Source organism: Pantoea leporis (assembly GCF_028048155.1).
GTDB lineage: Bacteria > Pseudomonadota > Gammaproteobacteria > Enterobacterales > Enterobacteriaceae > Pantoea > Pantoea leporis.
In genome coordinates this window covers 144,737-168,538 of sequence record NZ_JALMEU010000009.1, presented here as the reverse complement: position 1 = coordinate 168,538, position 23,802 = coordinate 144,737, and the positions used below count along the sequence as shown (strand labels likewise).

Annotated in this window: 23 protein-coding genes; 2 read left to right on the top strand and 21 right to left on the bottom strand. The window is 53.8% G+C overall.

What is annotated here, in order from left to right:
• Nucleotides 1–48: 48 nt before the first annotated feature.
• From alaS to tam, 5 genes are all read right to left on the bottom strand, one after another.
• Nucleotides 49–2,676, bottom strand: coding sequence for an alanine--tRNA ligase (gene alaS / locus MWH02_RS19335; protein WP_217549478.1), 2,628 nt, complete (start codon nt 2,674–2,676; stop codon nt 49–51).
• A 135-nt stretch (nt 2,677–2,811) separates the two neighbouring features.
• The gene (locus MWH02_RS19330; RefSeq protein WP_254633574.1) at nt 2,812–3,327 is read right to left on the bottom strand and encodes a regulatory protein RecX; all 516 of its coding nucleotides are present in this window, start codon (nt 3,325–3,327) and stop codon (nt 2,812–2,814) included.
• 115 nt (nt 3,328–3,442) lie between these two features.
• The gene (gene recA, locus MWH02_RS19325) at nt 3,443–4,513 is read right to left on the bottom strand and encodes a recombinase RecA (protein WP_101762617.1); all 1,071 of its coding nucleotides are present in this window, start codon (nt 4,511–4,513) and stop codon (nt 3,443–3,445) included.
• Nucleotides 4,514–4,606: 93 nt separating this feature from the next.
• Entirely contained in the window at nt 4,607–5,101 is a 495-nt protein-coding gene (gene pncC / locus MWH02_RS19320; protein ID WP_101762616.1) for a nicotinamide-nucleotide amidase, read from the bottom strand.
• 102 nt (nt 5,102–5,203) lie between these two features.
• Nucleotides 5,204–5,980 carry a trans-aconitate 2-methyltransferase gene (gene tam, locus MWH02_RS19315; protein ID WP_271461272.1) on the bottom strand — a complete coding sequence of 259 codons (777 nt, stop codon included), beginning with the start codon at nt 5,978–5,980 and terminating at the stop codon, nt 5,204–5,206.
• A gap of 166 nt (nt 5,981–6,146) precedes the next feature.
• Between tam and MWH02_RS19310 the strand changes: the two genes are divergently transcribed.
• Nucleotides 6,147–7,034: a dihydrodipicolinate synthase family protein gene (locus tag MWH02_RS19310; RefSeq protein WP_271461271.1), complete on the top strand. Its 888-nt coding sequence runs from the start codon at nt 6,147–6,149 to the stop codon at nt 7,032–7,034.
• Between the two features lie 32 nt (nt 7,035–7,066).
• Here MWH02_RS19310 and MWH02_RS19305 read toward each other — a convergent pair whose 3' ends face one another.
• On the bottom strand, nt 7,067–7,402 hold the full coding sequence (locus MWH02_RS19305; RefSeq protein WP_192236517.1) for a zinc ribbon domain-containing protein YjdM: 336 nt from the start codon (nt 7,400–7,402) through the stop codon (nt 7,067–7,069).
• 85 nt (nt 7,403–7,487) lie between these two features.
• The gene (mltB, locus tag MWH02_RS19300) at nt 7,488–8,570 is read right to left on the bottom strand and encodes a lytic murein transglycosylase B (protein WP_222234634.1); all 1,083 of its coding nucleotides are present in this window, start codon (nt 8,568–8,570) and stop codon (nt 7,488–7,490) included.
• 366 nt (nt 8,571–8,936) lie between these two features.
• On the opposite strand from mltB, the gene mutS reads away from it, so the two are divergent.
• Nucleotides 8,937–11,480, top strand: a complete 2,544-nt coding sequence (gene mutS / locus MWH02_RS19295; RefSeq protein ID WP_271461270.1) for a DNA mismatch repair protein MutS — start codon at nt 8,937–8,939, stop codon at nt 11,478–11,480.
• A 108-nt stretch (nt 11,481–11,588) separates the two neighbouring features.
• Here mutS and MWH02_RS19290 read toward each other — a convergent pair whose 3' ends face one another.
• The 14 genes from MWH02_RS19290 to cysD all read right to left on the bottom strand — a co-directional run bounded on the left by MWH02_RS19290 (nt 11,589) and on the right by cysD (nt 23,795).
• On the bottom strand, nt 11,589–12,335 hold the full coding sequence (locus tag MWH02_RS19290; protein WP_101762610.1) for a GolD/DthD family dehydrogenase: 747 nt from the start codon (nt 12,333–12,335) through the stop codon (nt 11,589–11,591).
• Nucleotides 12,336–12,361: 26 nt separating this feature from the next.
• Complete coding sequence (locus MWH02_RS19285) at nt 12,362–13,615, bottom strand: MFS transporter (RefSeq protein WP_271461276.1); 1,254 nt, start codon at nt 13,613–13,615, stop codon at nt 12,362–12,364.
• Nucleotides 13,616–14,039: 424 nt separating this feature from the next.
• Entirely contained in the window at nt 14,040–15,038 is a 999-nt protein-coding gene (gene rpoS, locus MWH02_RS19280) for an RNA polymerase sigma factor RpoS (protein WP_007893257.1), read from the bottom strand.
• Nucleotides 15,039–15,086: 48 nt separating this feature from the next.
• Entirely contained in the window at nt 15,087–16,208 is a 1,122-nt protein-coding gene (gene nlpD / locus MWH02_RS19275) for a murein hydrolase activator NlpD (RefSeq protein ID WP_271461269.1), read from the bottom strand.
• 166 nt (nt 16,209–16,374) lie between these two features.
• Nucleotides 16,375–17,001, bottom strand: coding sequence for a protein-L-isoaspartate(D-aspartate) O-methyltransferase (locus MWH02_RS19270; protein WP_008104533.1), 627 nt, complete (start codon nt 16,999–17,001; stop codon nt 16,375–16,377).
• Nucleotides 16,995–17,756, bottom strand: a complete 762-nt coding sequence (surE, locus tag MWH02_RS19265) for a 5'/3'-nucleotidase SurE (RefSeq protein WP_271461268.1) — start codon at nt 17,754–17,756, stop codon at nt 16,995–16,997. The genes MWH02_RS19270 and surE overlap by 7 nt, the downstream gene beginning before the upstream one ends.
• A complete protein-coding gene (gene truD / locus MWH02_RS19260; protein WP_271461267.1) occupies nt 17,737–18,780 on the bottom strand; it encodes a tRNA pseudouridine(13) synthase TruD in 1,044 nt (347 codons plus the stop codon). Before truD ends, surE begins: the two co-directional genes overlap by 20 nt.
• Nucleotides 18,777–19,259, bottom strand: coding sequence for a 2-C-methyl-D-erythritol 2,4-cyclodiphosphate synthase (ispF, locus tag MWH02_RS19255; RefSeq protein ID WP_061719965.1), 483 nt, complete (start codon nt 19,257–19,259; stop codon nt 18,777–18,779). Before ispF ends, truD begins: the two co-directional genes overlap by 4 nt.
• Nucleotides 19,259–19,975 (bottom strand): 2-C-methyl-D-erythritol 4-phosphate cytidylyltransferase, encoded by a 717-nt coding sequence (gene ispD, locus MWH02_RS19250; RefSeq protein WP_271461266.1) that lies wholly within the window; start codon nt 19,973–19,975, stop codon nt 19,259–19,261. The genes ispF and ispD overlap by 1 nt, the downstream gene beginning before the upstream one ends.
• Before the next feature lie 3 nt (nt 19,976–19,978).
• Nucleotides 19,979–20,296 carry a cell division protein FtsB gene (gene ftsB / locus MWH02_RS19245; RefSeq protein ID WP_101762604.1) on the bottom strand — a complete coding sequence of 106 codons (318 nt, stop codon included), beginning with the start codon at nt 20,294–20,296 and terminating at the stop codon, nt 19,979–19,981.
• Between the two features lie 171 nt (nt 20,297–20,467).
• Nucleotides 20,468–20,788: a DUF3561 family protein gene (locus MWH02_RS19240; RefSeq protein WP_101762603.1), complete on the bottom strand. Its 321-nt coding sequence runs from the start codon at nt 20,786–20,788 to the stop codon at nt 20,468–20,470.
• 55 nt (nt 20,789–20,843) lie between these two features.
• Entirely contained in the window at nt 20,844–21,449 is a 606-nt protein-coding gene (gene cysC, locus MWH02_RS19235; protein WP_271461265.1) for an adenylyl-sulfate kinase, read from the bottom strand.
• Nucleotides 21,449–22,876, bottom strand: a complete 1,428-nt coding sequence (gene cysN, locus MWH02_RS19230; RefSeq protein WP_210081661.1) for a sulfate adenylyltransferase subunit CysN — start codon at nt 22,874–22,876, stop codon at nt 21,449–21,451. The genes cysC and cysN overlap by 1 nt, the downstream gene beginning before the upstream one ends.
• Nucleotides 22,877–22,886: 10 nt before the next feature.
• Nucleotides 22,887–23,795 carry a sulfate adenylyltransferase subunit CysD gene (gene cysD / locus MWH02_RS19225; protein WP_007893231.1) on the bottom strand — a complete coding sequence of 303 codons (909 nt, stop codon included), beginning with the start codon at nt 23,793–23,795 and terminating at the stop codon, nt 22,887–22,889.
• Nucleotides 23,796–23,802 lie beyond the last annotated feature (7 nt).

Genomic DNA, 23,802 nt, shown 5'->3' with positions numbered 1-23,802 from the left:
GCCAGAAAACGGGCTTCTGGCGCTTATCACAATGCGAAGTTTTATACGTTACAGTCGGTTACTGACCCATTCCTGCACGCCTGCCAGCGCACCCGCTAGCGCCTGCGGATTTGTACCGCCTGCCTGAGCCATATCTGGGCGACCACCGCCTTTACCACCAACCTGAGAGGCCAGTTCGCCAATCAGCTCGCCGGCTTTTACACGGTCAGTAAGATCTTTGGTCACGCCAGCAATCAGTGAAACTTTGCCATCATCAACCGTTGCCAGCACGATAATGGCAGACGTTAACTGGTTCTTCAGATCGTCAACCATGGTACGCAACATTTTCGGCTCAACGTTGCTCAGTTCACTGACCAGCAACTTCGTGCCTTTAACGTCAATCGCCTTACTGCTCAGTGACGCGCTTTCCTGCGCAGCTTGCTGATCGCGCAGTTGCTGCAACTCTTTTTCCAGCGCGCGGACGTGATCAACTAAGCCGCGCACTTTCTCATTCAGGTTACTGCTATTGGCTTTCACCAATTGCGCCACATCCAGCAACTGTTGGCTCTGCGCATTCACTTGTGCCAACGCACCTTCGCCGGTTACAGCTTCAATGCGGCGTACACCTGCAGCAGTACCCGATTCAGACTGAATGCGGAACAGGCCAATATCACCGGTACGCAGCGCGTGAATACCACCACAGAGTTCGGTAGAGAAATCGCCCATGGTCAGCACACGTACGCGCTGATCGTATTTCTCACCAAACAGCGCCATTGCGCCCTTCTGTTTTGCATCATCGAGATCCATGATTTCGGTCTCAACGACAAGGTTGCGGCGAATCTGCGCGTTAACAATATCCTCAACCTGACGGATTTCCTGCGGTTTCATGGCTTCAAAATGAGAGAAGTCGAAACGCAGATATTTATCGTTAACCAGCGAGCCTTTTTGTCCTACGTGATCACCCAACACCTGACGCAGTGCTGCATGCAGTAAGTGCGTGGCGGAGTGATTCAAACGGATGCGCGCGCGACGCGTTTCATCAACTTGCGCATGCAAACGGTCACCAACGCGTAACTGACCGCTGCTCAGCTTACCGATATGACCAATCGCTTTACCATACTTCTGCGTATCCTGAACGCTAAATTCAGCATTCTGCCCAGCCAACACGCCGGTATCGCCAACCTGTCCACCTGACTCGCCGTAGAACGGCGTTTCGTCCAGTACGACCACCGCGTCCTGACCCGCGCTGATCTGCTCAACTTGCTGACCGTCGACGAACAGTGCTTCGACTGTCGCGTTCAGTTCCAGATGGTCATAGCCTTTAAAGTCGGTTGCGGCATCAATGCGAATGACATTGTTATAGTCGGCACCAAAACCGCTGGCTTCACGCGCACGCTGACGCTGCTGCTCCATCGCGGCTTCAAAACCCGCTTCATCAATCTTCAGATTGCGCTCACGGCACACGTCAGCGGTCAAATCCGCCGGGAAACCGAAGGTATCGTACAGACGGAACACCGTTTCGCCATCAAGCGTATCGCCCTGCAGTTTGGCCAGTTCTTCATCCAGCAGTGCAAGTCCACGCTCCAGCGTTTTAGCAAATTGCTCTTCTTCGTTCTTCAGCGCGTTTTCAACATGCTTCTGCTGACGCTTCAGGTCTTCGCCTGCAGCTCCCATCACTTCAATCAGTGGCGCAACCAGCTTGTAGAAAAAGGCTTCTTTCGCACCCAGCATATTGCCGTGACGTACCGCGCGACGAATAATGCGACGCAACACATAGCCGCGGTTTTCATTCGATGGGATTACGCCATCGGCGATCAGGAAGGCACAAGAGCGAATATGGTCAGCGACAACGCGCAGCGACTTGTTATCCAGATCGGTTGCGCCAGTTACCTGCGCAACTGATTTGATCAGTTTGGCAAACAGATCGATTTCATAGTTGGAGTTAACGTGCTGCAACACGGCAGCAATACGCTCCAGACCCATGCCGGTATCCACTGACGGTTTAGGCAGCGGCTCCATGGTGCCGTCGGCCTGACGGTTGAACTGCATGAAGACGATGTTCCAGATCTCGATGTAACGATCGCCATCTTCTTCCGGGCTGCCCGGTGGACCGCCCCAGATATGATCGCCGTGATCGAAGAAAATTTCGGTACATGGACCGCAAGGTCCGGTGTCGCCCATCTGCCAGAAGTTATCTGATGCGAAAGCGCTACCTTTATTGTCACCGATACGGATAATGCGCTCGCGCGGCACACCAATATCGTTAGCCCAGATTTCGAAGGCTTCATCGTCTGTTTCATAGACGGTCACCCACAGGCGCTCTTTAGGCAGCTTGAACCACTGCTCACCCGTCAGCAGTTCCCATGCATAAGCGATCGCTTCTTTCTTGAAGTAATCACCAAAGCTGAAGTTGCCCAACATTTCAAAGAAGGTGTGGTGACGTGCCGTGTAGCCCACGTTTTCGAGGTCGTTATGCTTGCCGCCGGCACGCACACAGCGCTGCGACGTCGTTGCCCGCGCATAGTCGCGCTTATCCTGCCCGAGGAAAACGTCTTTAAACTGGACCATCCCGGCATTGGTAAACAGCAAAGTCGGGTCGTTGTTCGGTACGAGGGAGCTGCTGGCTACAACCTGATGTCCCTTGCTATGAAAAAAGTCGAGAAACGCTTGACGGATCTCAGCAGTGCTCTTGCTCATAAAATTCCTGGAATCACGCTAACGAACGTTCCCTTTCGCTGGCAAACCCTATCCATCCGGCCTGCCGCTGACTGAGGAACAAAAAGTGGGAATAAGATAAATTTTCTTCAGTGGGAAGTAAAATCACATCGCCTTTCAGTCGTCACTATTTCTGAAAACAGCCTGAATATCTTCCATCATAAAGCCTTTCGACATTAAAAAACGCTGTACCTTGCTTTTCTCAGTCCAGGTTTGCGGTAAGGGTTCGCCAAATTTGCGTTTGGCAAGATCGGCTGCGCACTGGCTCCAGTCTACTTCGGTATCGAATAGCGCCTGATTGATCTCCTCACGGCCAATGCCCTTTTGCTGCAATTCCATACGCACGCGTTGTGGACCATATCCTTTACGCGCACGGCTTTGAATAAAGCGTTCGGTAAAGCGCTCATCGTTGAGCCAACCGCTCTCCTGACACCAGTCGAGCACTTTTTCCAGTAACTCGTCGGGAATGGGCGTGTTTTCCTGCTGCTGCAGATAAGCCGCACGTTGGGAAGAGAGCTGCAATTTACGCTTTAGCTCTTCACGACTGTGGTCGCGCTGCGAAAGGATGCGCATAGCGCGGTCGAGTAAACGGGAATATGTTGGCACAGGTGCCGCAGATGATGACGATGACATAGGATCAACCTTGTTCTAACAGTCGTGCAGGGTCGCAGAGTAAAGCAAGAAGGCAGAGAGGAAAAGCGCTGGCGGGGAAAAGCAAAACGGGAGCATTTCTGCTCCCGTTAATATTTTAGAAATCTTCGTTGGTTTCGCTGGCTTCTTCGCGATCATCCGCGGAGATTTTCGCGGTGTCTGCGGCGGCGACATCACCACTTAGCAGTAAGTCACGCAGCTTCTTGTCGATTTCATTCGCAATCGCCGGGTTCTCTTTAAGGAAGTTGGTGGAGTTAGCTTTACCCTGACCAATCTTCTCACCGTTGTAGCTGTACCACGCGCCGGCTTTCTCAACCAGTTTGTGCTTCACGCCAAGATCCACCAGCTCGCCAAAGGTGTTGATACCTTCTCCGTACATGATTTGGAATTCAGCCTGCTTAAACGGTGCCGCAACTTTGTTCTTCACGACTTTCACGCGGGTTTCGCTACCTACCACTTCGTCGCCCTCTTTAATCGCACCGATACGGCGGATATCCAGACGAACAGAAGCGTAGAATTTCAGTGCGTTACCGCCTGTTGTGGTTTCCGGGTTACCGAACATCACACCAATCTTCATACGAATCTGGTTGATGAAGATCAGCAGCGTGTTGGACTGCTTCAGGTTACCCGCCAGCTTACGCATTGCCTGGCTCATCATACGAGCGGCCAGACCCATGTGCGAATCGCCAATCTCGCCTTCGATTTCCGCTTTCGGCGTCAGCGCCGCCACGGAGTCGACGATGATGACGTCAACTGCGCCTGAACGCGCCAGCGCATCACAAATCTCCAGCGCTTGCTCACCGGTATCCGGCTGTGAACACAGCAGGTTATCGATATCAACGCCCAGTTTTTTCGCGTACACCGGATCCAGTGCGTGCTCAGCATCGATAAAAGCACAGGTTTTACCTTTACGCTGTGCAGAAGCAATAACCTGCAGCGTCAGCGTGGTTTTACCCGAAGATTCTGGTCCGTAAATCTCAACGATACGGCCCATCGGCAAGCCACCCGCGCCCAGCGCGATATCCAGTGACAGTGAGCCGGTAGAGATGGTTTCGACATCCATTGAGCGGTCTTCACCCAAGCGCATGATGGAGCCTTTACCAAATTGCTTCTCAATCTGGCCCAGTGCGGCAGCTAAAGCCTTCTGTTTGTTCTCGTCGATCGCCATTTCCACTCCTAATCATGCTGGGTGAGTCGACATCAAGTATGTCGCTCGTTCTGTTGCCGCTAATTATACTGTATAGTCATACAGTATCAAGTTTTAATTTATCAGAAATTCATCAAGCAGCGTTTGCAGCGCCCAAGCCACTGACTGACGGCGTACCGCATCACGGTCGCCAGCAAAGATCTGGCGCTGCGCTAGTACGCGCCCCTCTGGACCCACAATCGCAAACCACACGGTGCCCACCGGTTTATCGGGCGTGCCACCTTCAGGACCGGCAATACCGCTTACGGCGATGGCGTATTCTGCCGCTGCCGCTTTAGCCGCACCGGTAGCCATCTCACGCACCGTCTGTTCACTTACGGCGCCATGCTGCTGCAACGTTGTGTCCTGTACGCCGACCATCTGCTGCTTAGCTTCATTGCTGTAAGTAACGAAACCGCGCTCAAACCAGGCAGAGCTACCGCTGATATCAGTAAATACTTTCGCAATCCAGCCGCCGGTGCAGGATTCTGCAGCGGTCACCGTGGCCTGACGTCTCTTCAGCTGTTCGCCAATACGGTGACTTAGCTGCTGTAACTGTTCATCGTTCATCGCCTTCTCCCGTTGTGGCGCTTCACGTTAGCAGTAAATGGTGCACTGAAAAGCCCTTTTCAACCTTCAGCCATCATTTCTGCGCAGTGGATTCCAGATACCTCAACCTGTTTTCACTGCAACCATAAACAGACGCGGGAAGGCTAACAAAACCTGGCCGTTACTGCGTGCGGGGTAAGCCGGAATGAGGGCCTGATGATAATCATGAAGAAATGCTGCCTGCTGCGTTTCATCCAGCCCCGCGAGGAAAGGACGCAGCCCGGTGGCACGCAACCAGGTAATGATGCCCTGCGCATCTGCCATCGGGTGATAATAAGTAGTGCGCCAGACATCAACCTGACAACCCGCATCGGTCAGCAGATCGTAATAGCGATCGGTGGTTAGCAGACGTTTGCGATCCGCCGCTTGTGGCGAAATCAGCGCCTGCCATTTTTCATTCGCCGCCACTTCGCGCATCAAACGGTGCGATGGTTCTTCAAGGTTATCGGGCATCTGAATCGCTAGCGCGCCACCGATGGCCAATTGATCAACCAGATGCGGCAGCAAGGTGTGATGCTCGGTCAACCACTGCAGCGAGGCGTTGGCATAGATAACCTGCTGCGGCTGTTCAGCCTGCCAGCGACGAATATCGGCCTGCAGGAAATGGCAGTTGGGGAGACGTTCGCGCGCCTGCTCTAACATTGCCGCAGAACTGTCAATGCCGGTTATCTGCGCCTCCGGCCAGGCTTGTGCCAGTAGCTCGGTGCTGTTGCCGGGTCCGCAACCAAGATCGGTGGCAAAGCGCACATCATCGAGCGGAATGCGCTCCAATAGCTCGCGCGCCGGGCGGGTTCGCTCTGATTCAAATTGGCGATACAGCTGTGGATTCCAGTCTTGCATGGCAATGCTCCTGTCTTGGCTGAGGGGTTAAACACTAACTGCTTTTCATGCGTTTATAGAAAGAGAAAAGTGCGATATCTCACCTTTTTGCCCTCGTTAGCTGGTTAGCCTGTGCAGATAGCATTAAGTTAAAACGACGTTTCATTTCCTAACCAAGGAGCTTGATATGTCTGCACAACCTGCATTGCCCGGCGTATGGTGTCCGTCAGTAACTCCCTTTGATAGCAACAATAATCTGGATATTGATGCGCTTGGCCGCCATTTTTCGCGCCTGAGCCAATCAGGTATTGATACCTTGCTGCTGATGGGCAGTATTGGCGAATTTGCCTCGCTCTCGCAGCAGGAGCGCCTGTTACTGATCCGTGAGGCGCGTCAACTCTCGCCCCTGACCATGGTGGCAAATGTCTCCAGCACCTGTATTGCGTACATGCTGCAAATGGCAGATGCGGCCTGGCAGAACGGATTTGATGCTGTGATGGTGCTGCCTCCTTACTATTACGGGCAGACACATAAACAGCTGCTGAGCTATTTCAAAGCGCTGGATACACAGCTGGGCGGCAAGTGGTTCGCCTACAATTTCCCCGCACGCACCGGCTGTGATTTAACGCCTGCGTTGGTCGCAGAACTGGCGGCAGAGCTGCCCAACTTTATTGGCATCAAAGACACCATGGATTGCTTGTCGCACAACCGCGCAATGATTGAAGAAACGAAGCAGGTGCGCAGCGATTTCACCGTGCTTTCCGGCTATGACGAATATCTGTTGCCCAATCTACTGGCTGGCGGTTCAGGTGTGATTTCCGGCTTGAACAATATTGTGCCGGAGCTATTTGCCCGTGCGATGCAGGCCTGGCGGGCGGGCGATGTAGCGCAGCTCAGTGAGATTCAACAACGTATTGGTAAACTGATGGCGATTTACACTATCGGCGATGATTTTGTTACCACCATAAAAACGGCTGTTGCACGTCGATTTGATTCAATGCGCAGCAACTCGCGCAATTATGGTGGCGAGCTAACAGCGGAACAGTGCGAGGAAGTGGATCGTTTACTGAGTTGAAACAAACAGGACGGCGCAAAGCCGTCCCATAATTAGTTCTTTTTGACGAACTCAGATTTGAGTTTCATCTGGCCAAAACCATCAATCTTGCAATCAATGTTGTGATCGCCTTCGACCAGGCGAATGCTTTTGACTTTGGTACCAATTTTCAACGTCGAAGAGCTGCCTTTAACCTTAAGATCTTTAACGACAGTGACGCTGTCGCCATCGGCTAACAGGTTGCCGTTGGCATCGCGTACCACCAAACCGTCCGATGCATCATCGGCGTTTGCCGTCCAGATATGGCCGCAAGATGGGCAATTCAGATTCTCGCCATCTTGCCAGGTGTAATCGGCGTGGCAGACAGGACAGGCAGGTAAGGTACTCATAAGCGCTCCTCAGAAGTCGGATGCGGTGAAGATGGCACCGCAAATGGGGCGCCATCTTATACCCTCACACTTTATATGGACAGCATTAAAACAGGCTGCCCTGACGTGCTTTAGCAACGGCTTCACCCAACTGCCACACCGCCATTGCATAGTGGGTGCTGTGGTTATAGCGCGTAATGGCATAGAAGTTGGGCAGACCATACCAATATTGATAGCTGGTGCCGAGATCCAAACGCAGCAAACTGACCTGAGTATTGCCGCCCAGCGATCCCTGCGGCGTTAACCCACTCGCGGCTAAGGTGCTGATTGGGTACTTGGTTTTAAAGCCATTCTCCAATGCCGGAGCCTGCCCGCTGGCTGGCACCGCAACGTTCTCGCCCGCACGCCAGCCATGTTCTTTGAAGTAGTTGGCTACGCTGCCAATCGCATCAACCGGATCCCAAAGGTTGATATGACCATCGCCATTAAAATCGACTGCGTATTGCTTATAAGAGGATGGCATGAACTGTCCATAACCCATCGCACCGGCAAAGGAGCCGCGCAGATCCAGCGGATCGTCTTGCTCTGTTCGCGCCATCAGCAGGAAGGTCTCCAACTCACCGCTGAAGTAAGCTGCACGACGCGGATAGCTAAATGACAAGGTTGCCAGCGCATCCAGCAAGCGCGTTTTGCCCATTACCCTGCCCCAGCGCGTCTCAACGCCGATAATGCCAACAATGATTTCCGGCGGCACGCCGTAAACCTGCTGCGCACGCTGTAGCGCATCCTGATACTGATTCCAGAATGCCACGCCGTTCTGCACGTTATCCGGCGTAATAAACTTGTTGCGATAGCGAATCCACGCGCCATTCGGTCCGGTTGGCGGCGTATAGCTCGGGGCTTGCTGATCCATCAAACGCAGCACGTAATCCAGACGCTTCGCCTGGCCGATAACCGCATGCAATTGCTCACGGTTAAAACCGTGTTTTGCCACCATTTGATCAATGAACTGTTCAGCGGCGGGGTTACCCGCAAAATCGCCAAACATCGGTTGAACCGCGTGCGAAGGTTCCAGCAAAAAGCCGCCTTTCGGTGCAGGCACAACGGCGGGCTGCTGATGGGATGCAGGCTTACTGCTGCAGGCAGCAAGCAGAGTAATAAGCGGAAGAAGAGCAACCTTAAAACGCATTGGATATCCATAAGCCAGGTGAAACCGGAAGCACTCATGGTAATCGTTCATCGGGGTGACATACAGAGCAATATCTTAAAATTTAGCCGTTTCCCGCCCGTTTCAGCCGGTTGCAACGCGAATTTGCGAAACCGCTCCACACTTTACCTTTTTCATTAAATTTTGCTTTTTACCGTTTGCGGCAATTTGTTATGGTCGGCAGCCATAAAGCCCTGCTGGCGGATGAAGGTTACGCGGCAAAAATGGTAATATCCCGCTTTCGTTATCCGCCCAAGTGATAACGACACTTCCGGGCTGCATTGACCCAGCCTCAGGTAATTAAAAGAATGAATGTTGAGTGAGAATGAGATGAAAGGAGCAGAGCAAATGGACTTTAGTGGCCATACGCCGATGATGCAGCAATACCTGCGCCTGAAGGCCGATCATCCTGACATCCTGCTGTTTTATCGCATGGGCGATTTTTACGAGCTGTTTTACGATGACGCGAAACGCGCCTCGCAACTGCTGGAAATCTCTCTGACTAAACGCGGCGCCTCTGCTGGGGAACCGATTCCGATGGCGGGCGTGCCTTACCATGCGGTTGAAGGCTATCTGGCGAAACTGGTCCAGCTCGGCGAATCGGTGGCGATCTGTGAGCAGATTGGCGACCCAGCCTTGAGCAAAGGCCCGGTTGAGCGAAAAGTGGTGCGTATCGTTACACCCGGTACCATCAGCGATGAAGCGTTGCTGCAAGAGCGCCAGGATAACCTGCTCGCCGCCATCTTCCAGAGCCAGCGCGGTTTTGGTTATGCAACACTGGACATCAGTTCTGGTCGCTTCCGCCTGAGTGAACCCGGCGATCTGGAGACGATGGCAGCAGAACTGCAGCGCACCAATCCGGCTGAACTGCTCTATCCCGAAGATTTCCAGGCAATGACGTTGATCGATCAACGCCGTGGCCTGCGTCGCCGCCCGCTGTGGGAATATGAAATCGATACGGCGCGCCAGCAGCTCAATCTGCAATTTGGCACCCGCGACTTAAGTGGTTTTGGCGTTGAGCAGGCGCATCTGGCGCTACGCGCTGCAGGATGTCTGCTGCAATATGTTAAAGACACGCAGCGCACGTCGTTACCGCACATTCGCTCGCTGAGCATGGAGCGTCAGCAGGATAGCGTGATCATGGATGCTGCTACGCGCCGCAACCTGGAGATAACGCAAAACCTGGCCGGCGGCATCGAGAACACGCTGGCGGCGATACTGGATAAAACCGTCACGCCGATGGGCAGCCGTATGCTGAAACGCTGGCTGCATATGCCGCTGCGCGATGTCACTACCATTGCCCGGCGTCAGGAGTCTATCGCAGAACTGCAATCACTTAGTCAGGAGCTGCAGCCGGTGCTGCGCCAGGTGGGCGATCTGGAGCGTATTCTGGCGCGACTGGCACTGCGCACCGCGCGCCCACGCGATTTGGCACGTATGCGCCATGCCTTCCAGCAGTTGCCCGAGTTAAACCAACAACTCGAGGGCGTTGAGGCCACGCAGTTAATTAATCTGCGCTCTCAGATGGGCGAATTTACTGAACTGCGTGAGTTGCTGGAACAGGCGATCATTGAATCGCCACCGGTGCTGGTGCGCGACGGTGGCGTGATCGCTCCGGGATACAATGCTGAACTCGACGAGTGGCGTGCGCTAGCCGATGGTGCCACCGATTATCTTGATCGTCTGGAAATCCGTGAGCGCGAGAAACTCGGGCTGGATACGCTGAAAGTCGGCTTTAACGCGATTCACGGCTACTACATTCAAGTCAGCCGTGGTCAAAGCCATCTGGTGCCGATTCATTACGTTCGCCGCCAGACGCTGAAGAATGCTGAACGCTATATCATTCCTGAACTAAAAGAGTATGAAGATAAGGTCCTGACGTCGAAGGGCAAAGCGCTGGCGCTGGAGAAAGGTCTCTACGATGAGCTGTTTGACCGCTTGCTACCGCATCTTGAAGCCCTGCAAATCAGTGCGGCTGCACTCTCTGAGCTGGACGTGCTAGCAAACCTGGCCGAACGTGCATTGACGCTGAATTATTGCCGCCCGGTGCTACAAGAAAAAGCCGGCATCCGTATTACTGCAGGCCGCCATCCGGTGGTCGAGCAGGTATTGAAAGAGCCGTTTATCGCGAATCCGCTGTCACTCTCACCGCAGCGTCGCATGCTGATCATTACCGGCCCCAATATGGGTGGTAAAAGTACCTACATGCGCCAGACAGCGTTGATCGCGCTGATGGCGTGGATAGGCAGCTATGTGCCAGCAGAGGAGACCGTCATCGGCCCTATCGATCGCATTTTCACGCGCGTCGGGGCTGCTGATGATCTGGCTTCCGGACGCTCGACCTTTATGGTGGAGATGACGGAAACCGCCAACATTCTGCATAACGCTACCGAAAACAGTCTGGTACTGATGGATGAAATCGGGCGCGGCACCTCAACTTATGATGGTTTGTCGCTGGCATGGGCCTGCGCTGAAAGTTTAGCGAATCGCATTAAGGCCATGACGCTGTTTGCCACCCACTATTTCGAGCTGACCACGCTGCCGGAAAAAATGGAAGGTGTCGTGAATGTGCATCTGGATGCGGTCGAACACGGAGACACCATCGCCTTTATGCACAGCGTGCAGGATGGTGCTGCAAGCAAAAGTTATGGTCTCGCGGTGGCGGCGCTGGCGGGCGTGCCGAAGGAAGTGATTAAGCGCGCGCGTAACAAGCTGAAGGAGCTGGAAGCGTTATCTGGCAGCTCCGCCGCATCCACAGTGGAAGGTTCGCAAATGCAGTTGCTGGTGGCAGAAACCTCACCGGCGGTTGATGCGCTTGAGGCACTGGACCCAGACAGCTTAACGCCGAAGCAAGCGCTGGAATGGATCTATCGCTTGAAAACGCTGGTGTAGTTATTCGCCCGCCCAGAAGCAACGTTCTGTGCGGGCCATTTTTTCTTTCTTACAATTCCCTGGTGTTAAGCAATTTCAGCGGGCTCATACTAATCAACTCGCCCGGCTTTAAATCACACTATATCCCCCATCGATCACTAAATTCTCGCCATTGACCATTGCCGCTTCATTGCTGCTGAGATACAGCACCGTACTCGCGACTTCGTCAGGTGTGGCAAAACGTCGTGATGGGATTTTTGATTTCATCTGCTCCGCTCGCTCCCCATGCCAGTAACGCTTACCTAATTCCGTCTCAACCACCGTTGGTGAAATGGCATTAGCGGTAATACCAAACGGCCCCAACTCCGCTGCCAACACCCGCGTGAAAGACACCATACCTGATTTGCTGGTGCAATATGCCGCGTGCTCATTGAGTGCAATGACGCTGGCCTGTGAGGCGATGTTAATCAGGCGGCCAAAACCGTGTTCTTTCATATATCGAGCACAATGCTGAGCGAGGAAGAATGGCGCGGTCATGTTAATCAACATCGTGGTATTCCAGCTGGCGAGTTGCACTTCGCCCACGGATTCCAGCATGCCAATACCGGCGTTATTGACCAGGATGTCAATGCGGCCAAAATCATGGTGAATCTGCTCAACCAGTTCACCAAGCGCTTCGACATTAGCCAGATCGAAAACGTAACCTCGCGCAGGGTTGTCCATCTTGCTGGCAACCGTTTTTACCTCTTCTGCGCGATCGATCATCGCCACTTGGGCACCCGCAGCACTTAAACAGCGGGCAATGGCGTAACCAATTCCCGATGCGGCGCCGGTGACGATGGCGACCTTATTTTGCAGTGAAAATGGTGTTGTCATGTTGTGGTCCTTTTCATTGAGGGTATTTATTCGGATTTGCTGGCCGTGGTCTTGAAAGGAGCGTTACGCTCTATTTTTGGTTGGGGATCACGAATAAAGAATGTCATGACGCCGCCAGCAAAATAGAGAACGGAGAAAGTAATAATCACGTGCTTGATTTCAAATGACAGGCCGAACATTAGTGCGGCAACCGCCGGACCAATTAGATTACCGAAACCACCACCCAGATTTTGCACCGAAACCGCAGCGCCTTTATGCTGCGGCGCCAGCATCGGGAAAATCGCCCCCATTGGCACAAAGGAGGTAAGCGTTAAGGCTAATAACAGCGCGCAGACAATGGCTAACGCCAGATTACCTGGGAAAAATGAGGGTAAATAATAGAAAGCGGCAGTGGTAATCGTGCATCCGAAGAAACCAAACCAGCGCATTTGAAAAATCCAGCCAATACGATCGCCAATAATGCCCCAAAGCACATTGGTTATTGGTTGAACCAGGAAAAATACGCCCCAGATAGTCGCCCACTCTTTAGTAGAAAATCCTAATTCACGGGTGAAATAGATCGGCATAAATACCGGCAGGCCAAATAATGCCACATTACATAAGATGCGTGTTATCAGCGCAAAGAACATACTGCGGTCTTCGAAGATCAAGGTTATTCCGCGCGATATTTCCCGCAATTTTTCTTTGCGACTGACGCCGTTACTATTTAGATTGTGTTCACTCTGAGTTTTAACCGTAAACAATATAATCACACCGCCCACCGCAGCAAACAGCAGTGAAAGCCAAAGCGTATTGATGAACCCAATTTCAGGCACCAGAAGGCCGGAGAGGAAGGAAGCGGTAATGCCATAACCAATGGTAAACATCGACCATATCCAGCCGGTTGCGGAGGCAAGTCGATGCTCAGGCGTGCGCTGCACCACTAATACATAGAATCCATAAAAGAACAGCGGATAAGCGAAGCCGCGCAACGTATAACTCACCAACATTAAGGTAAAGTTATTTTCACTTACGCCAAAATAAACAAATACGGCATGTAACACCATCCACCAAATAGCGCCGGTGAGCATAATTTTCTTCGGACCATAAATTTCACTGACGGCACCGGAAAGCCAACTTGAAACTGCTGCCGTTAACGCATAAACGGTGAAAACTAATGAAACTTGTTTTTCTCCATAGCCGAGATCGTAGAGATATCGGGAGAGATGAGCCAGTTCGATGCCATCGCCGGTCATGAAGATAGCCATCGCAATATATCCCCATAGCAGAGATATTGGCATTCCAAAAACCACTCTGGAGTATTGTGACTTTGTACTGCTGCTTTGCACACGCATTGTTCTTCTCACTCCCTTTTAGTTATTCATTGCTTGAATATCCTGGTGATACAGCGAGCAAGAAAATGGCATAGCACCGTGTCAAAAACTTTTATCAGAGTGACACGGAGAAAGGAAATAAGGCAAAATTGCAAAGAAAGTCGTGCGCAACATTACAAATTGCTAAATGAGAGCAAGATAAATAGAGCATTTATTAGATGTTTAATTAACATCTAATGGATTTAATTTACGTTTATCTATTTAGGTGAGGATTTAAGTGATAGCGTTAAAAGATTTTACTTTGATGAATTAACAAGTGCTGTCTGTATATTTTAACCAATAAAAAAGCGGTGGTTTTCACCACCGCTTCTTGTATTAACCACGTATTCTGTTATTCACGAAACAGTGCTTCGATGTTCAAACCTTGCGTCTGCAGAATCTCACGCAGACGACGCAGTCCCTCCACCTGAATCTGACGTACGCGTTCACGGGTCAACCCGATTTCACGACCGACATCTTCGAGCGTTGCCGCTTCGTAGCCTAACAGGCCGAAACGACGCGCCAGCACTTCACGCTGCTTGGCATTCAGTTCAAACAACCACTTAACGATGCTCTGTTTCATATCATCGTCTTGCGTGGTGTCTTCCGGACCGTTGTCTTTCTCATCGGCCAGGATATCCAGCAGCGCTTTTTCGGAATCGCCACCCAAAGGTGTATCGACCGAGGTAATGCGCTCATTGAGACGCAGCATACGGCTCACGTCATCAACAGGCTTGTCTAGCTGCTCGGCAATCTCTTCAGCACTTGGCTCATGATCAAGCTTGTGCGAAAGTTCACGCGCGGTACGCAGGTAAACATTTAACTCTTTAACGATGTGGATTGGCAGACGGATGGTACGGGTTTGATTCATAATCGCCCGTTCAATTGTCTGACGAATCCACCACGTGGCGTAAGTTGAGAAACGGAACCCACGTTCTGGGTCAAACTTCTCTACGGCGCGAATCAAGCCGAGATTACCCTCTTCAATCAGATCCAGCAGCGCCAGACCACGATTGCTATAACGACGGGCAATCTTTACTACCAAGCGTAAGTTACTTTCAATCATGCGGCGGCGAGATGGAATGTCACCCCGCAGTGCACGGCGCGCAAAGAAGACTTCTTCTTCTGCCGTCAGCAGCGGTGAATAACCAATCTCTCCGAGGTAAAGCTGCGTCGCATCCAAAACGCGTTGCGTCGCACCCTGTGACAACAGCTCTTCTTCCGCTACGTCGTTGTTATCACCAGGTTCGTTCTCAACGAGAGCCTTCTCATCAAAAACCTCAGCTCCGTTGTTTTCCTCGAATTCCGCATCTTCATGTAAATCGTTAACTTTCAGCGTATTCTGGTTCATTAGCGGCTCCTACCCGTGATCCAAGGGCAGAACCAAGGTTCTGCCGGATTATCGCTGCGGTAAATAACGCAACGGGTTTACGGATTTCCCCTTGTAACGAATTTCAAAGTGCAATCGTACTGAACTGGTACCGGTGCTACCCATGGTAGCGATTTTTTGCCCCGCCTTAACTTCCTGTTGTTCCCGGACCAGCATAGAGTCGTTATGGGCGTAGGCGCTCAGGTAGTCATCATTGTGTTTGATGATGATTAAATTACCGTACCCACGGAGCGCGTTGCCTGCGTACACCACTCTTCCCGAAGCTGTGGCGACAACAGGTTGTCCACGCGAACCGGCGATATCGACCCCTTTATTTCCGCCTTCCGCAGCGGAGAAGTTATCGATGATCTTCCCATCAGTCGGCCAACGCCAGCTTCCCACTGGAGTTGTGCTATTAGTCGTGCTGCTGACTGTAGGTGGTGCGACAACCGGAGCTGTGGTCGTTGCCACATTATTTGCTCCTTTCGACGGCAGCAATTTGCTACCCGACGAATTACCCGAATCATCAGAATACGTAATAACAGGTTGCTGTGCAACAGGGGTGGATTTAATTTGCGTCTGGCTCGGTGTAACTGGCACGCCGCCCTGGGTTGCATCGGCGGCAGTAATCGCGTTTCCACCGGTAATGGTCTGGCCGTTACCATTACCAACCTGCAGCGTTTGCCCAGCGTTCAAGCCATACGGGGCTGCAATATTGTTACGCTGTGCCAGATCGCGGAAATCGTTGCCGGTAATCCAGGCAATGTAGAACAGGGTATCGCCACGTTTTACGGTATAGGTTTCACCACCGTAGCTACCTTTAGGAATATTCCCATAATTGCGATTGTACACAATGCGACCATTTTCCGTGGCCACATTGTTATTGTCACTTACCATTCCATCTGACGGTTGTGCCGATGGTGTGCCGCCGCTTAACATTCCGCCACGTGGCATCGCGGGCACAGCGCTGTTTTGCGAAGAGATCATACCGCCGACTGGGGCTGAAGCCATACCGCTATCGCCGCTATCACCACCAATCTGGCTAATGGGTGCCTGTGTATTATCGCCAGAACTACAGCCCGCCAGCCAAAAACCTACCAAAGAAAGTGCCGCCAAACGGCGTAATTGAAATGCTGTGCTTCCCATGCTCACTGATCCCCCGTGATGGCAACCCTGAATATAAATGTGTAACGGCGTTAACCGCATTATCCACTGCGCGTAACGTTAAAAACGGTTTTTAGCATTGATAAACAAGGATAGTAACAATATCAACTGTGCCGTGCCATGTAACAGTTGTGAAGAATTGCGTAATGATGTCCTAGGCCAGATCGCCCTGAACCAACGGCACAAAGCGCACGGGTTCGATGATTTCTTCAATCAATTCATCGCCCTGACGACGCAAACGCTTCAACACCTGCTGATCCTCACCAACCGGCAGCACCATTTTGCCGCCGTCACCTAATTGCGCTATCAGCAAAGTCGGAATTTCAGGCGGTGCGGCGGTCACGATAATGGCATCAAACGGACCACGCGTCGCCCAGCCCTGCCAGCCATCGCCATGCCGGGTAGAAATATTATGCAGATCAAGTTGCTTGAGGCGACGCTTAGCCTGCCACTGCAAGCCCTTGATGCGTTCGACGGAATAAACATGATTAACCAGATGCGCCAGAATCGCGGTCTGATAGCCAGAACCGGTGCCGATTTCCAGCACGCGCGATTCCGGCGTGAGCTCTAACAAGGCGGTCATGCGCGCCACCATGTAAGGCTGAGAGATGGTCTGGCCGTTGCCAATCGGCAGCGCAACGTTTTCCCACGCTTTATGCTCAAACGCCTCATCGATAAAACGCTCACGAGGCACATCGGCAATGGCTTTCAGCAGGTGTTCATCATGAATGCCCTGCGCGCGCAGCTGCTCCAAAAGCGTTTCGATGCGGCGATTCACCATGCGAGTTTTACCTCTGCCTGGGTCAGCCAGTCACTCAATACTTCTTGTGCAGCATGCGCGGTCAAATCCACATGCAGCGCGGTCAACGAAACGTAGCCCGCATCCACCGCAGCGAAATCGGTATCCGGGCCTGCATCCAGCTTTTGCCCCGGCGGGCCAATCCAGTAAAGCGGCTGGCCGCGCGGGTCTTCGGTGCAGATAACCTGATCGGCGGGATGGCGGCTGCCGCAGCGGGTCACGCGGAAACCTTTGATCTCCGCTAACGGCAAATTAGGCACGTTGATATTAAGAATACGGCCGGTACGCAGCGGAGCGCGCGACAGCGCACGTAACAGCGTACAGGTGATGGATGCGGCGGTGTCGTAATGCTGATGTCCGTTGAGCGAAACGGCGAGCGCAGGCAAGCCAAGATGGCGCCCTTCCATTGCCGCAGCGACGGTACCGGAGTAAATCACATCGTCGCCAAGATTTGGACCGGCGTTGATGCCGGAAACCACGATGTCGGGCCGCGGCTGCATCAGCTTGTTCACGCCGAGGAACACGCAGTCGGTCGGCGTGCCCATCTGCACCGCGATATCGCCGTTTTCATGTGTAAAGGTACGCAGCGGCGTCTCCAGCGTGAGCGAGTTTGATGCGCCGCTACGATTGCGATCGGGCGCGACAACCTGCACCTCGGCAAACTCACGTAAAGCACGCGCCAGCGTCTGAATACCCGGCGCATGGATTCCATCATCGTTACTCAGCAATATCCGCATCGTTACCTTCTTGTTGGAGAAGCTCACGCACCACGCTGGTGGCAAAACTGCCGGCGGGCAGCCAGAACTGCATCTCCAGCGTCACATCGTCCCACCATTCCCAGCGCAGATCCTTTGGCACCACCAGCATTGCTCGACGCGCGGCATCAACCCGCTCGCGCTCAAGCAGTGTAATCAATTCTTCTGCGCCTGCCAGGCTCTGCTGCTCAAAAAGCAGCGCGTCGCCTTGCGGACCCGCATCACCGCGACCCGGCAGCGGCGCAGTGATGCGCAGTTGATGATTATCGATGCGCTGCTGCACGTCAGGCAACTCTTCCGCCTGCGCCACGAACCAGCTGCCGCGACCGGCCAGCTGTACCGCATCGCCCACCTGCACCACATCCAGTGCGCCATCACGCTGCAAACGCGCGCTGGTCACCTGATTGAACAGATGGCTGCGGGTCGCTGACAACAGCAGACTTTTCATATTGCGATCGCGCGGACGGAATGTCTCTTTCGCCCACTGTTTCGCCTGCGTCAGGTTGTTGCCGCCACGACCAAAGCGCTGCTCACCAAAGTAGTTCGGCACGCCGCGCTGTTGAATCTGCTGTAAACGTGCGTCGACTTCACGGCGATCGGAGATCTGACGCACCACTAAGCGGAACGCATTGCCCGCCAGCGCGCCGGTACGCAGTTTGCGCTTGTGGCGAATTACCTGCAGGATTTCAACGCCTTCCAGCTGGAATCCGGCCAGATTCGGCATGCCATTGCCCGGTACGCGGAAACAGAGTGTTTGCTCGGTGACGGCATGACGATCTTTCATGCCGGCATAGCTAAGGTCACGCACCGGCACGCCGAGAAATTTGGCGATGGCTTCAGCGACAAAGCGCGTATTGCAGCCAATTTTACGGATGCGCACCAACAGCTGTTCACCTTCGCCATCATAGGGATAGCCAAGATCTTCAATCACCACGAAATCTTCGGGATTGGCTTTGATGACGCCGGTGGCAGTCGGCACGCCGTGCAGGTAATGCAGTTCACTCATGCCTGATCGGCCTTTATCAGCAGCGCAACCGCTTCACAGGCAATGCCTTCGCCACGCCCGGTAAAGCCCAGCTTTTCGGTGGTGGTGGCTTTGACGTTGACGTCATCCATATGGCAACCGAGATCTTCGGCGATATTGACGCGCATCTGCGGCACATGCGGCAACATTTTCGGTGCCTGCGCAATGATGGTCACATCGACGTTACCGATGCGATAGCCTTTCAGCTGAATCCGACGCCAGGCTTCGCGCAGCAAACCGCGGCTGTCAGCGCCTTTAAACGCCGGATCGGTATCCGGGAACAACTTGCCGATATCGCCCATCGCCACCGCGCCGAGCAAGGCATCCGTCAACGCATGCAGCGCCACATCACCATCAGAATGGGCAATAAAACCGTGTTCGAAGGGAATACGCACCCCGCCAATCACTAACGGACCTTCGCCGCCAAAAGCGTGAACGTCAAAACCGTGACCGATACGCATCATGCGCTCTCCTGTAACTGAATCTGGGTAAGATAGAAGGCCGCCAGCGCCAGATCTTCTGGCCGCGTCACCTTAATATTGTCGCTGCGTCCACTCACCAATTCCGGGTGATAACCGCAATACTCCAGCGCCGACGCTTCATCGGTAATGGTAGCGCCTTCATGGAGTGCGCGCGTCAGGCAAGCGGTGAGCAGTTGATGCGGGAAAAATTGCGGCGTTAACGCGTGCCATAAATCTTCGCGTTCGACGGTGTGAGCGATGGCGGTTTTGCCCGGTTCGGCGCGCTTCATGGTGTCGCGCACCGGCGCCGCCAGAATTCCGCCAACCTTGCTGTACTCACGTACCGCCAGCAGACGTGCTAAATCGTCCGGATGCAGGCAAGGACGCGCAGCGTCATGCACCAGCACCCATTCGCTGTGTTGAATGGCGTTTAAGCCCGCCAGCACTGATTCGGCGCGCGTGTTGCCACCGGTCACGCGGAGAATACGGGAATCCTGCGCCAGCGGCAGTGAATCGAACCAGCCATCATCATTGCTGACCGGCACAATCACCTGTTTTACCGCAGGATGTGCCAGCAGACGTGCGACGCTGTGTTCAAGAAGGGTGAATTGACCAATGGTCAGATACTGTTTTGGGCAGGCAGCCTGCATTCGGCTGCCCACACCTGCGGCGGGCACCACGGCAATCACATCCGCAAGGATCGGGCGCTTGTTCATGGCTTATCGTTGTTGATTTTGCGCAGCTTGTTGCGCGTTACGTTTGTTCTGGTCTGGCACCAGACGATAGAAAGTCTCACCGGGCTTAATCATGCCCAGTTCATTACGTGCGCGTTCTTCGATCGCTTCAGAGCCGCCATTGAGATCGTCAATTTCGGCGAATAGCTGATCGTTACGCGCTTTAAGCTTGGCGTTATTCGCCTGTTGTGTCGCGACGTCTTCGTTGACGCGCGTATAGTCATGAATACCGTTCTTACCCAGCCACAGGGAATATTGAAGCCATCCCAGCAGCACGAGTAGCAGTAACGTCAGTTTTCCCATCCCCGCCCCCTGAAAAACGGCCCAATCATCCCATAACTTGACGCTGGACTCCACTGCGACGGCGAAAATGCCGCGCACGGGCGTTTAGCCGTGCAAATAATGCCAGAGTAGGAGGCGAGACGGCAGGTAAAGTTTTGTAACCTGCCGATGCGTTTGCACATCAGCTGGGCGTTACCAACCGGAGAGAAATGAGAACAGCAGCCAGAACAAGCACACCACCACAATCGCCGTGGCGATCCCGCTCCAGAATAAGTGAGTGCGGATCATCAGGCTGAGCACGATACCAATCAGTACCGAAACCGGCAGTAGCGCGAGGAAGAATGGCCAGGTGTAGAGGAAGAAGAACAGCGTGTTGGAGCCGTAGAGCATGAACGGAATCGCCAGTGCGCACCAGTACGAGAGAAAGCCAAACACGCCGCCCGGCAGTGATGAGCGAGACTCATCCGGGGTGCGTTCATCTTTACGGGCTAGCATGGGCGTTACGTTCTGCATAGAGATCCTGTTGACGCTAAGCGCGGCAAACCCAAAGGGATTTGCCGCTGTCGGTTCAGGATCTGATGATATCGCGGTGACGCAGCAGGTCTAACAATTGGCCGGCGAGTTTTGTAACCAATTGTTCGCCATCAAGGTGGATTTCCGGGGCGTCTGGCGCCTCGTAAACGCTATCGATACCGGTGAAATTACGCAGCTCACCGGCACGGGCTTTTTTGTATAAACCTTTGGGATCGCGCGCTTCGCACACGGCCAACGGCGTATCGACAAACACTTCGATGAACTGCCCTTCAGCCAGCAGATCGCGCACCATGTTGCGTTCCGCGCGATGCGGCGAGATAAATGCGGTCAGCACCACCAAACCGGCATCGACCATCAGTTTCGCCACTTCGCCGACGCGACGAATGTTCTCTTTACGATCGTCATCGCTGAAGCCGAGGTCACGGCACAAACCGTGACGCACGTTGTCGCCATCCAGCAGATAGGTGTTCACACCCGCCCGATGCAGCGCCTGCTCCAGCGCGCCGGCTACGGTGGATTTCCCCGAGCCGGAAAGCCCGGTGAACCACAGCACCACGCCTTGATGGCCGTGCTGCAGTTCGCGCTCCTCGCGCGTTACCGGATGATCGTGCCACACCACGTTTTCATCGTGTTGCGCCATTACTTGCCACCCAGCAGATCGCGCGCGTTCCAGTGTGGGAAGTGACGACGCACCAGCGCGTTCAGCTCCAGCTCGAAATCGCTGAACTGACCCGCTTGCGTACGCACATCGGTCAGCGGCTGATTAATCATGCCCGCGCCCACCGTCACGTTGCTCAGACGATCAATAAAGATCATGCCGCCAGTCACCGGATTCTGGCGATACGCGTCCAGCACCATCGGTTCGTCAAAGGTCAGTTCGACCAGGCCAATGCCGTTAAGCGGCAGGCTGTCCACGGTGCGCTTCTCCAGCGAGTTGATCTCCACCTGATGGATCACTTTCTCAACGCGCGCGCGGGTTTTCTTACCGGCGATCTTCACTTCGTAACTTTGGCCCGGCTGCAGCGGTTGTTCCGCCATCCACACTACGTCAATGGTGGCGGATTGCACCGCTTGCAGCTCGGCTTCCGCATCCACCAGCAGATCGCCACGACTGATGTCGATCTCATCTTTCAGCACCAGCGTAATCGCTTCACCGGCACCCGCTTCAGGCAGGTCGCCATCGAAGGTGACGATGCGCGAGATGGTCGATTCCACGCCCGATGGCAGCACTTTCACGCGCTGACCGACGTTGACCACACCCGAAGCCAGCGTACCGGCATAACCACGGAAATCGAGGTTAGGACGGTTCACATACTGCACCGGGAAACGCATTGGCTGATGATCCACCACGCGGTTCAATTCAACGGTTTCTAATACGTCGAGCAGCGTTGGGCCGCTGTACCACGGCATGGTGACGCTGGGCGTTGCCACGTTATCGCCTTCCAGCGCCGACATCGGCACAAAGCGAATATCAAGGTCTTCCGGCAGCTGCGCGGCGAAATCGAGGTAATCCTGTTTGATCTGCTCGAAGGTCTCTTGCTTGTACTCCACCAGATCCATCTTGTTGATGGCGACCACCAGATGCTTAATGCCCAGCAGCGTGGAGATAAAGCTGTGACGACGCGTCTGATCCAGCACGCCTTTACGCGCATCGATCAGCAGGATCGCCAAATCGCAGGTCGATGCACCGGTCGCCATGTTGCGGGTGTACTGCTCGTGTCCCGGCGTGTCGGCAATAATAAATTTGCGCTTCTCAGTGGAGAAATAGCGATACGCCACATCAATGGTGATGCCCTGCTCGCGCTCGGCCTGCAAGCCATCAACCAGTAACGCGAGATCCAGCTTCTCACCCTGCGTCCCGTGACGTTTGCTGTCGTTGTGCAGCGAGGAGAGCTGGTCTTCATAAATTTGACGCGTGTCGTGCAGCAGGCGACCAATCAGCGTACTTTTGCCGTCGTCGACGCTACCGCAGGTCAGGAAACGCAGCAGGCTTTTATGTTGTTGCGCGGTCAGCCAGGCTTCTACGCCGCCCTGATCGGCAATCTGTTGTGCAATAACGGTATTCATCTGCGTCTCCTTAGAAATAACCCTGACGTTTCTTCATTTCCATCGAACCGGCCTGGTCGCGGTCAATCACGCGTCCCTGGCGTTCACTGGTGGTGGAGACCAGCATCTCTTCAATAATTTCCGGCAGCGTCTGCGCCTCTGATTCAACTGCGCCGGTCAGCGGCCAGCAGCCGAGCGTACGGAAACGCACCATGCGCTGCTTGATCACTTCACCTGGCTGGAGATCGATACGGTCGTCGTCGATCATCATCAGCATGCCATCACGCTCCAGCACCGGACGCGGCGCGGCGAGGTAAAGCGGCACGATCTCGATATTCTCGAGGAAGATGTACTGCCAGATATCCAGCTCGGTCCAGTTGGAGAGCGGAAACACGCGGATGCTTTCGCCTTTGTTGATCTGGCCGTTATAGTTGTGCCACAGCTCAGGACGCTGGTTTTTCGGGTCCCAGCGGTGGAAGCGATCGCGGAAGGAGTAGATACGCTCTTTCGCGCGCGACTTCTCTTCATCACGACGTGCGCCGCCAAATGCCGCATCAAAACCGTATTTGTTCAGCGCCTGCTTCAGGCCTTCGGTTTTCATGATGTCGGTGTGCTTGGCGCTGCCGTGCACAAACGGGTTGATGCCCATCGCCACGCCTTCCGGGTTGCGATGCACCAGCAACTCCGCGCCCATCGCTTTCACGGTGCGATCGCGGAACTCGTACATTTCACGGAATTTCCAGCCGGTATCAACATGCAGCAGCGGAAACGGCAGCGTGCCCGGATAGAAGGCTTTACGCGCCAGATGCAGCATTACCGAGGAGTCTTTACCGATGGAGTACATCATCACCGGATTGCTGAACTCGGCCGCCACCTCGCGGATGATATGGATACTCTCTGCCTCCAGCTGGCGCAGATGAGTAAGTCGATTTTGGTCCATAATTTTT

Excerpts from the sequence above, each read along its gene's own strand:
- MWH02_RS19240 (WP_101762603.1), bottom strand. The coding sequence starts at position 20,788 with ATGCAGAACGTAACGCCCATGCTAGCCCGTAAAGATGAACGCACCCCG.
- recA (WP_101762617.1), bottom strand. The coding sequence starts at position 4,513 with ATGGCGATCGACGAGAACAAACAGAAGGCTTTAGCTGCCGCACTGGGC.
- truD (WP_271461267.1), bottom strand. The coding sequence starts at position 18,780 with ATGAGTGAACTGCATTACCTGCACGGCGTGCCGACTGCCACCGGCGTC.
- MWH02_RS19285 (WP_271461276.1), bottom strand. The coding sequence starts at position 13,615 with ATGCCAATATCTCTGCTATGGGGATATATTGCGATGGCTATCTTCATG.
- MWH02_RS19270 (WP_008104533.1), bottom strand. The coding sequence starts at position 17,001 with ATGGTGAATCGCCGCATCGAAACGCTTTTGGAGCAGCTGCGCGCGCAG.
- cysN (WP_210081661.1), bottom strand. The coding sequence starts at position 22,876 with ATGAATACCGTTATTGCACAACAGATTGCCGATCAGGGCGGCGTAGAA.
- MWH02_RS19305 (WP_192236517.1), bottom strand. The coding sequence starts at position 7,402 with ATGAGTACCTTACCTGCCTGTCCTGTCTGCCACGCCGATTACACCTGG.
- ispD (WP_271461266.1), bottom strand. The coding sequence starts at position 19,975 with ATGAACAAGCGCCCGATCCTTGCGGATGTGATTGCCGTGGTGCCCGCC.
- surE (WP_271461268.1), bottom strand. The coding sequence starts at position 17,756 with ATGCGGATATTGCTGAGTAACGATGATGGAATCCATGCGCCGGGTATT.
- cysC (WP_271461265.1), bottom strand. The coding sequence starts at position 21,449 with ATGGCGCAACACGATGAAAACGTGGTGTGGCACGATCATCCGGTAACG.
- rpoS (WP_007893257.1), bottom strand. The coding sequence starts at position 15,038 with ATGAACCAGAATACGCTGAAAGTTAACGATTTACATGAAGATGCGGAA.
- ispF (WP_061719965.1), bottom strand. The coding sequence starts at position 19,259 with ATGCGTATCGGTCACGGTTTTGACGTTCACGCTTTTGGCGGCGAAGGT.
- cysD (WP_007893231.1), bottom strand. The coding sequence starts at position 23,795 with ATGGACCAAAATCGACTTACTCATCTGCGCCAGCTGGAGGCAGAGAGT.
- tam (WP_271461272.1), bottom strand. The coding sequence starts at position 5,980 with ATGCAAGACTGGAATCCACAGCTGTATCGCCAATTTGAATCAGAGCGA.
- pncC (WP_101762616.1), bottom strand. The coding sequence starts at position 5,101 with ATGAACGATGAACAGTTACAGCAGCTAAGTCACCGTATTGGCGAACAG.
- MWH02_RS19330 (WP_254633574.1), bottom strand. The coding sequence starts at position 3,327 with ATGTCATCGTCATCATCTGCGGCACCTGTGCCAACATATTCCCGTTTA.
- mutS (WP_271461270.1), top strand. The coding sequence starts at position 8,937 with ATGGACTTTAGTGGCCATACGCCGATGATGCAGCAATACCTGCGCCTG.
- alaS (WP_217549478.1), bottom strand. The coding sequence starts at position 2,676 with ATGAGCAAGAGCACTGCTGAGATCCGTCAAGCGTTTCTCGACTTTTTT.
- mltB (WP_222234634.1), bottom strand. The coding sequence starts at position 8,570 with ATGCGTTTTAAGGTTGCTCTTCTTCCGCTTATTACTCTGCTTGCTGCC.
- MWH02_RS19310 (WP_271461271.1), top strand. The coding sequence starts at position 6,147 with ATGTCTGCACAACCTGCATTGCCCGGCGTATGGTGTCCGTCAGTAACT.
- MWH02_RS19290 (WP_101762610.1), bottom strand. The coding sequence starts at position 12,335 with ATGACAACACCATTTTCACTGCAAAATAAGGTCGCCATCGTCACCGGC.
- ftsB (WP_101762604.1), bottom strand. The coding sequence starts at position 20,296 with ATGGGAAAACTGACGTTACTGCTACTCGTGCTGCTGGGATGGCTTCAA.